The following is a 6,976-nucleotide window of genomic DNA, read 5'->3' as shown; positions in this document are numbered from 1 at the left end:
ATAACGTCTAAATCAGCGGCAGTTTAAAGTGGCGCGGCTTTTTGCGAATAGCAAAAACCGTGACGCTTTAAACTGTCCGCTGGATTTTTTTGTTAGGCATTTGATGGCTATATTTAACTCGACACAACCATTACAATAAACACGGCTATGCCCAATGATACAGAAACTAACGTCAGCTTGCGTAACTTTGGCATCTGCCATGCCATAATAAAACCTGAAATGAGCAATAATAGCAAAGCAGTGGCAAATGCAGCGGCATATACTTTAAATGGAGTACCACCTTTTGCTTTGTGTAATTGCACAAATTGTCGATGCCAGCCTGTATTTTTTATTTCTAGTTTAGCTATTAATGGTTGTGATGTTGGTTCTATAATAATATCCATATTTGAACCAGTCCATTCTAGCCTGAAAGAAGCACCAATTCTTTTAATTTTAGCGTGACCTGATGGCTCTTCTAAATCTTTTTTTTGTAATTCTTTTTTTGCTAACGCAATAAGCTCATCAAGCTCGCCTTGAATAGGTTTTTTAAGGTGTAATTCATGAGTACTTGTATCGTAATTGCCTTTTATGCCCCAAGTATAAAGAGCACCTGTCACAAAAAACATTATTGCTGCTGGTAAGATAAAGGCCGCTAAAAGTGCATGCACTTTCATCAGCGTAGAACGGTTAAGTATTCCCATATTAGTCACCTGTTTTTTTATTTATGCCTAACGACCAAGCTGTGCGGCGCAAACGAAGCGCAGCGTAGTTAGCGTCCGAACGAGCGTATTGTTAGGTGTTTTCAGGCTTTGGAGCATGTGCTTGCCATTGTTCTTTTACATATTCATAGAAACCATCAACTCTTGGTGCTTGAACAATTTTAGATAATTCAATCCCTGCCTGAGAAAGTAAAACTTGTCCTACATCAAGAACATTGTTTGAATCTTGCGGCATAGCTAAAGGTAAAGGCTGCCTATAATATATTACTGCGAAACTCTTGGGTAAAGCTTGCCTACTGAAACTTGTTAAGGAGTTAAATTGAATGAGGCCTAGGCTATCTAGATGCGATAATGATTCAAAGGTAATGCCTAGGTTTTTGTAAATATCATCTTGCGGGTCAAATACTAATGGAGAAAAAATACCAATAAACCAACCAAACCTACATAATGTTTGGAATAACTCAGCATCTTTTTTATCTAAGTCACTAAGTAGGTTTACAGTTCGTTTTGAAAAGCTACCAGGTGAATTAGCTTCTCCAGATAGAACCTGTGACCAGATGTTTTGCATTTCATCATCGGAGACAATGCGCGATTTATCAAAGAAATTTGTAACCCAATCATTATCCATTTCATCAGGGTCTGACTCTTCGTTTAAATGAGGAATTGATTTTTTAGTTATTTCTTCCATATTTTCTTGCCGCTTTGCTTCTTCTTCAACAAATCTATGCATCACGCGCCGGTGTAGATCAGTAATTTCTATTTCATTTTCGGCTTTTATTAAATTTGCTTCCGCTTCTGCTTTTGCAACACGTTTTATTTGCCACGGCTCAAAAACACCGCCAACAGCTGAAGACACCTTCTTAATTAAAGTGTTAGCTGGTTTGGAAAGTTCTCCAAGGTTGACTAGTGATGTTGATTTATCTTCGGGCATATTATTTACACCTAACGCCTGCTTCAGCTGACGTAAAAAGGGGCGCATTTTTTTGCTTCGCAAAAAATGTGACGCTTTTTACGTCAGCTGGAAGCATTTGTTAGCACTAAAACGGTACATTGTCATCAAAATTAGATTCATTTTTAAGCAGTATATCTATCCCTAATTCGGTTATTACATAACTATAATAGTCACACCCATCTTGATTATCAGTTTCAACTGATTTTTCAATGAATCCTACTCTCTCAAGCTTGATAGCTGCTATTTGCAATAAAGACTCATTCACATTGCCAAGATTATTTGTTATTTGATAATATGCTAGACCACCCGGAGTATTAGTATGAGTTTGCAAACACGATGCAAGAAAACGAAAATCTGTTTCAGTTAATTTATATTCTACTGGGTTAGCTTTAAGCCTTTTAGTTTCAGAAAGACTTGCATAATTAATAAGACCTATACGTTTAACTTCCGTTTTTATCAAAGAACATGCTCTATTAGTAGCTGATACCAAATCACCATCTGACCTATTAGCATCGTAATCTGCGGGAGTTGTTCCAAGTAAGTCCGTGGGTAGGTGCATATCCTCATTACGGGGCTTTAATATAAATGATCTTTCTTTACCAATAGCACCAATAAAAAGCCCCATCTCAAAAAGAACATTATCTCTTACTACATGTTCTTCTCTACTTTTAATAATAGCAATGTCATCAGGTGTAAATAGGAACAAGGCAAAATCAACCGCTGATGATTTAGTGACAAGGTCATCTATTACAGTTGAAGAAAGTTTAAATGTTCCATTCTTCCAAATGGTCACTTCGAATTCATGATCAAGGTTTACATTAACAGCTTCAGCAATAGATAAACTTTCTGACGATGATGCTATAAATAATCTTGGTTTTCTCATCTGATATATCTCAGTCCTTTTCTGGTGCTAACGCCCGCATCAGCTGACGTAAAAAGGGGCGCAGTTTTTGCGAATAGCAAAAATTGTGACGCTTTTTACGGTCAGCTGCATGCGATTGTTAGCTTTGTTATGGCCATTGTTTTTTCTTTTTAATTTGAGTATTATCAGCTATAAAATATACAAGTGTTTCATTGAAAGATGGAATATGTGGACCAGTACCATCTGGTGCTCTTGTATAGAAACCTTTATGACCAAGTTCAGAGGCTATACGAATTAATGGTGATAATATATTAAACAACCTTACCATAATATATGGTGCTGCAAGTAACTGCTTTTCTGGAAGACCAAGGGCTTGTAGTAGCGTTAATGATTCGCCACTCATCCCTTGTTGAATTGTAAATGTTATATCTTTGATGTCATTATGAATATTTTCTGCCGATTCAGTTATCTTTTTTAATTTTTTTTCTGGAACATCCTCCTCAATAACTCTATTAATTATCCCTTCCCATTCGGCAAGTGGATCTACATCTTTTGCTGACTTTGAATTTAAAGAGTCTAAATTGTAATATCTTGAAAATTTTGCAAACTCAGATAAAAGGTTAAGTATTTTTTCTTCAATAGAATTCTCGAGGGGCATTGCAACATTTGTAATTCCAGCTCTGTTTGCTGCATTAACTGATGACTGGTACAAACTAACAAGATCATGTCCATAAGCTTTTAATTGATTTTTTGTTGGAGGATTAAAATTGTTATTAAGCATATAATCAACTACCACTATTAATTTCATAAGCCTTTCAAAAGCAATACTAGTATTAAAAAAACCAGAATAAAATTTTCTTTTATCAGAGACGGTAGCATTTCTAAAAGCAGTTAATCCTATAGAGAGACAGCCTTCCATCAAATCAGCCTCATGTTGTAATAATGTAAAGGTTGGACTAAATGTAATATTCATTGGTTAAAACTCGTTTTTTTTCACACAAATGCTAGAGAAAAATTAAAATTATTATTCACAGATATTTTTTGAAGCTAACGTCTAAATCAGCGGCAGTTTAAAGTGGCGCGGCTTTTTGCGAATAGCAAAAACCGTGACGCTTTAAACTGTCCGCTGGATTTTTTTGTTAGGCATTTGATGGCTATATTTAACTCGACACAACCATTACAATAAACACGGCTATGCCCAATGATACAGAAACTAACGTCAGCTTGCGTAACTTTGGCATCTGCCATGCCATAATAAAACCTGAAATGAGCAATAATAGCAAAGCAGTGGCAAATGCAGCGGCATATACTTTAAATGGAGTACCACCTTTTGCTTTGTGTAATTGCACAAATTGTCGATGCCAGCCTGTATTTTTTATTTCTAGTTTAGCTATTAATGGTTGTGATGTTGGTTCTATAATAATATCCATATTTGAACCAGTCCATTCTAGCCTGAAAGAAGCACCAATTCTTTTAATTTTAGCGTGACCTGATGGCTCTTCTAAATCTTTTTTTTGTAATTCTTTTTTTGCTAACGCAATAAGCTCATCAAGCTCGCCTTGAATAGGTTTTTTAAGGTGTAATTCATGAGTACTTGTATCGTAATTGCCTTTTATGCCCCAAGTATAAAGAGCACCTGTCACAAAAAACATTATTGCTGCTGGTAAGATAAAGGCCGCTAAAAGTGCATGCACTTTCATCAGCGTAGAACGGTTAAGTATTCCCATATTAGTCACCTGTTTTTTTATTTATGCCTAACGCTTGAGTTAACTGGCCGTTTTATACAGAGCGGAGTGAAACGAAGCGGCGTATAAAACGGTCAAGTTGAACGATTTGTTAGCCGTTTTACGCATTTTCATCAAAAATTCTCGTATAATTTGCGAACTCTGTGTTTTTAAGATCGTTTTCAATGACCTTTTTTGCAATATTAAAATCAACTACGAAGTTACACACTTCCATTGTACTGCTTCCGATGCTACCACCATCACAGGCACCTAACGCTGTCCAGCCTAGGGTTTCATTCATTCTATCTTCTAGTCTATGGCGCTTTTCAACATCTTCACCACTACCCATATTATCAACTTCATATTCAATTAATAAAGTGAAATGGTCTTCTAGCTCGATTGGTTGGTAACCTTCAGAAACCAGTTTGTCGATTTCTTTCTGTATAACATCTGTGACCTTTTTAAATAAAGATGATTTGATGGTTTTTGAATTACCTTCCGTACCTAGCTCGCCCCAATGAATTGTATGTGTACCGTCATCGTTGCCCCAAGTTTCCCAGTACAATTTTTCTCTATCATTAAATTTGTAAAGCTTCAGCATTTTCTTTCCTTTTTTATACGGCTAACGCCTTGCTCAGCGGCAATTCAAAGGGGCGCGTTTTTGCGAATGCAAAACAAGTGCCGCTTTGAATTGTCCGCTGGAGCTATTTGTTATGTGTTTTTTAAGTATCATATTCACCACTATCCCACGGCTCAAAAAATGCCATGTAATTCCCAGGTAGCAACTCTACTGCCCATACATCTTCTTTATCTTCAGGCTCCCTTGTAATTAACCCGAAAACAACACCATTTCTTTCAACTGAGAATGGTTTAACTTCAATACGACAATATTTAACTTCGCCAAGTTCATTTAGGCGGGCGAGATATTTTTCTTTGCGCTCGTTTTCATCATACGAACCTCTTGGGCCTATTTCATCAATAATATGCTCTAAAAGGTTACCTTCATTATCGAATTTAAATAGAGCTATATATTCACAGCCTTCTTTTTCATTTATTGCAGGTTCAAATGGAGTAGTAAGAAAGAATTGTTCTCCTTTTTTTTGTTCTTCCAATATGTTCAGCATGATAGTCATCATGATCGATTGATATTTTTTGCGGTCTATCTGATTCCATAGTTTTCTCTTTTACACATAACTATTATTATTTTACACATAACGCCTTGCTCAGCGACAGTTTAAAGTGGCACGTTTTTGCGAATGCAAAAAAAGTGACGCTTTAAACTGTCCGCTGGAGCTAATTGTTAGGCCTGTTCCTCGAATAAATTATTGAATGATATATTCATTCTTTGTATGCTTTCATTTAATGCGTCGATAAACACTTGGGAGTTTCCATCATTATCAAGCTCATTTCTTAATGCTATTGTCATTGGTGGTAGTAACGACAATAAACGACCATGCTCTGATATACATTTTTTTGCAAATTCTAAATGTAAGGGTTTTAAAATTTCTTCCTGCTCTTCTTTGCTTTCAGTACTTTGTTTAACTATGGTTTCTTGAGTTTCATAACTAGCGTTCAAATAATCAAATGCAGCAGGGTCATTTCTTCCTTGTAGATTGTATTCTTTCATAATTGACACTATACGATTCTTTTCTTCATTAGCTGTATCAATAGTAGTTTGGTAAATCTCAATGGCTTTCTTATGATCCAAAACAACAGCCCTATCTTTTATTAATGAGATAAAAGTTTCGCCTGTTTCTGATGAATACTTTAATATTTCAGCTACAGTTGTTTCTCTAGCGGCTAAATAGGACTTAGCTACAATTCCGCTATGATTTTCGATTTTAGTTTCAATTTCTTTTTGAGTAAATTCCAAGTTTATTAATTTTGGTATAACACCTAAAACATCTGCAAAGGAACTTGCAACACTTAAAAACACTTCTTTTTTTAAGGCTAGTTTTTGTTCGGATTGAAATTTTAGTTTTTCATGTTCTAGTAAAGCTATTTGTCTTTTTTCATTCCCTTTATTTGTCAACCAGACCCCTAAAATAGTAAGAAGCGACGCTATAATTGCGCTCCAAATAACATTTGGCACTTTAGAAAACCAGCAAATAATTTCGCCCATAAATGTGTCCTTGATTGGCCTAACTATTATTATAAGGACATATTATCCTTACATTACGATATTAAAATTAAAAGCCTGTAAAAAACAGTGTATTTCAATCTTTTTAGGGATAAAATACAAATAATTTACCTGATATACGATATTAGTAGAAATTTTCTTTCTATATTGTTTTTAATTATATGATAACAGAAAAAATAAATAAAAAACCGATTATTGCCGAAATGCGAGAGGTGATGAGACGGATGAACTACGCTTATAAAACTGAAAATACTTATTGTGATTGGGTTAAACGTTTTATTAAGTTTTCAGGGATGAAGGATAGAAGTGAATTGTTCGAGGATTCTGAAAGCAAGGTAGAGACTTTTTTAACGGATTTGACGGTGCGACAAAATGTGGCTGCTAGCACGCAAAATCAGGCGTTTAATGCGTTGGTATTTTTATATAAACCCAAATCCAAAAATAGAACCACCCAACCCAAAAAATACCAATCAAAATCCTAAAAAACCACCCCATTCAAGTCTTGCATCCATAAAAATACAGACAATACCCCCAATTTGATAAGATCAGCACAAATTATTCGATATTTTGGATCGTTTAGGTTTTTCAGGTGTGCTTAAG

Annotated in this window: 9 protein-coding genes; 1 reads left to right on the top strand and 8 read right to left on the bottom strand. The window is 35.4% G+C overall.

Annotated features, from left to right (window positions below; all coding sequences use genetic code 11):
- Positions 1-113: 113 nt before the first annotated feature.
- From BHECKSOX2_RS04570 to BHECKSOX2_RS04535, 8 genes are all read right to left on the bottom strand, one after another.
- Complete coding sequence (locus tag BHECKSOX2_RS04570) at positions 114-680, bottom strand: PepSY-associated TM helix domain-containing protein (RefSeq protein ID WP_139682641.1); 567 nt, start codon at positions 678-680, stop codon at positions 114-116.
- 91 nt (positions 681-771) lie between these two features.
- Positions 772-1,677 (bottom strand): DUF2806 domain-containing protein, encoded by a 906-nt coding sequence (locus BHECKSOX2_RS04565; RefSeq protein ID WP_245391314.1) that lies wholly within the window; start codon positions 1,675-1,677, stop codon positions 772-774.
- Positions 1,678-1,735: 58 nt separating this feature from the next.
- Positions 1,736-2,533: a TIR domain-containing protein gene (locus BHECKSOX2_RS04560; RefSeq protein WP_139682643.1), complete on the bottom strand. Its 798-nt coding sequence runs from the start codon at positions 2,531-2,533 to the stop codon at positions 1,736-1,738.
- A 127-nt stretch (positions 2,534-2,660) separates the two neighbouring features.
- Entirely contained in the window at positions 2,661-3,485 is an 825-nt protein-coding gene (locus BHECKSOX2_RS04555; RefSeq protein WP_139682642.1) for a hypothetical protein, read from the bottom strand.
- 187 nt (positions 3,486-3,672) lie between these two features.
- Positions 3,673-4,239 (bottom strand): PepSY-associated TM helix domain-containing protein, encoded by a 567-nt coding sequence (locus BHECKSOX2_RS04550; RefSeq protein WP_139682641.1) that lies wholly within the window; start codon positions 4,237-4,239, stop codon positions 3,673-3,675.
- Between the two features lie 118 nt (positions 4,240-4,357).
- Positions 4,358-4,837 carry a hypothetical protein gene (locus tag BHECKSOX2_RS04545; protein WP_139682640.1) on the bottom strand — a complete coding sequence of 160 codons (480 nt, stop codon included), beginning with the start codon at positions 4,835-4,837 and terminating at the stop codon, positions 4,358-4,360.
- 121 nt (positions 4,838-4,958) lie between these two features.
- A complete protein-coding gene (locus BHECKSOX2_RS04540; protein WP_245391313.1) occupies positions 4,959-5,348 on the bottom strand; it encodes a hypothetical protein in 390 nt (129 codons plus the stop codon).
- A 188-nt stretch (positions 5,349-5,536) separates the two neighbouring features.
- Positions 5,537-6,358 (bottom strand): chromosome partitioning protein ParA, encoded by an 822-nt coding sequence (locus BHECKSOX2_RS04535; protein ID WP_139682639.1) that lies wholly within the window; start codon positions 6,356-6,358, stop codon positions 5,537-5,539.
- Positions 6,359-6,537: 179 nt separating this feature from the next.
- Between BHECKSOX2_RS04535 and BHECKSOX2_RS04530 the strand changes: the two genes are divergently transcribed.
- Positions 6,538-6,858: a site-specific integrase gene (locus BHECKSOX2_RS04530; protein WP_139682638.1), complete on the top strand. Its 321-nt coding sequence runs from the start codon at positions 6,538-6,540 to the stop codon at positions 6,856-6,858.
- Positions 6,859-6,976: the final 118 nt, after the last annotated feature.

Source organism: thiotrophic endosymbiont of Bathymodiolus puteoserpentis (Logatchev), from assembly GCF_900127505.1.
In the GTDB taxonomy this organism is placed as follows: Bacteria; Pseudomonadota; Gammaproteobacteria; order PS1; family Pseudothioglobaceae; genus Thiodubiliella.
The sequence above is the reverse complement of the archived record's forward strand: the minus strand, read 5'-3'. Positions and strand labels throughout refer to the sequence as shown.

What these genes read in the sequence shown, in the direction of transcription:
- BHECKSOX2_RS04560 (WP_139682643.1), bottom strand. Translation starts at nt 2,533, where the DNA reads ATGAGAAAACCAAGATTATTTATAGCATCATCGTCAGAAAGTTTATCT.
- BHECKSOX2_RS04530 (WP_139682638.1), top strand. Translation starts at nt 6,538, where the DNA reads ATGATAACAGAAAAAATAAATAAAAAACCGATTATTGCCGAAATGCGA.
- BHECKSOX2_RS04565 (WP_245391314.1), bottom strand. Translation starts at nt 1,677, where the DNA reads ATGCGCCCCTTTTTACGTCAGCTGAAGCAGGCGTTAGGTGTAAATAAT.
- BHECKSOX2_RS04550 (WP_139682641.1), bottom strand. Translation starts at nt 4,239, where the DNA reads ATGGGAATACTTAACCGTTCTACGCTGATGAAAGTGCATGCACTTTTA.
- BHECKSOX2_RS04545 (WP_139682640.1), bottom strand. Translation starts at nt 4,837, where the DNA reads ATGCTGAAGCTTTACAAATTTAATGATAGAGAAAAATTGTACTGGGAA.
- BHECKSOX2_RS04555 (WP_139682642.1), bottom strand. Translation starts at nt 3,485, where the DNA reads ATGAATATTACATTTAGTCCAACCTTTACATTATTACAACATGAGGCT.
- BHECKSOX2_RS04535 (WP_139682639.1), bottom strand. Translation starts at nt 6,358, where the DNA reads ATGGGCGAAATTATTTGCTGGTTTTCTAAAGTGCCAAATGTTATTTGG.
- BHECKSOX2_RS04570 (WP_139682641.1), bottom strand. Translation starts at nt 680, where the DNA reads ATGGGAATACTTAACCGTTCTACGCTGATGAAAGTGCATGCACTTTTA.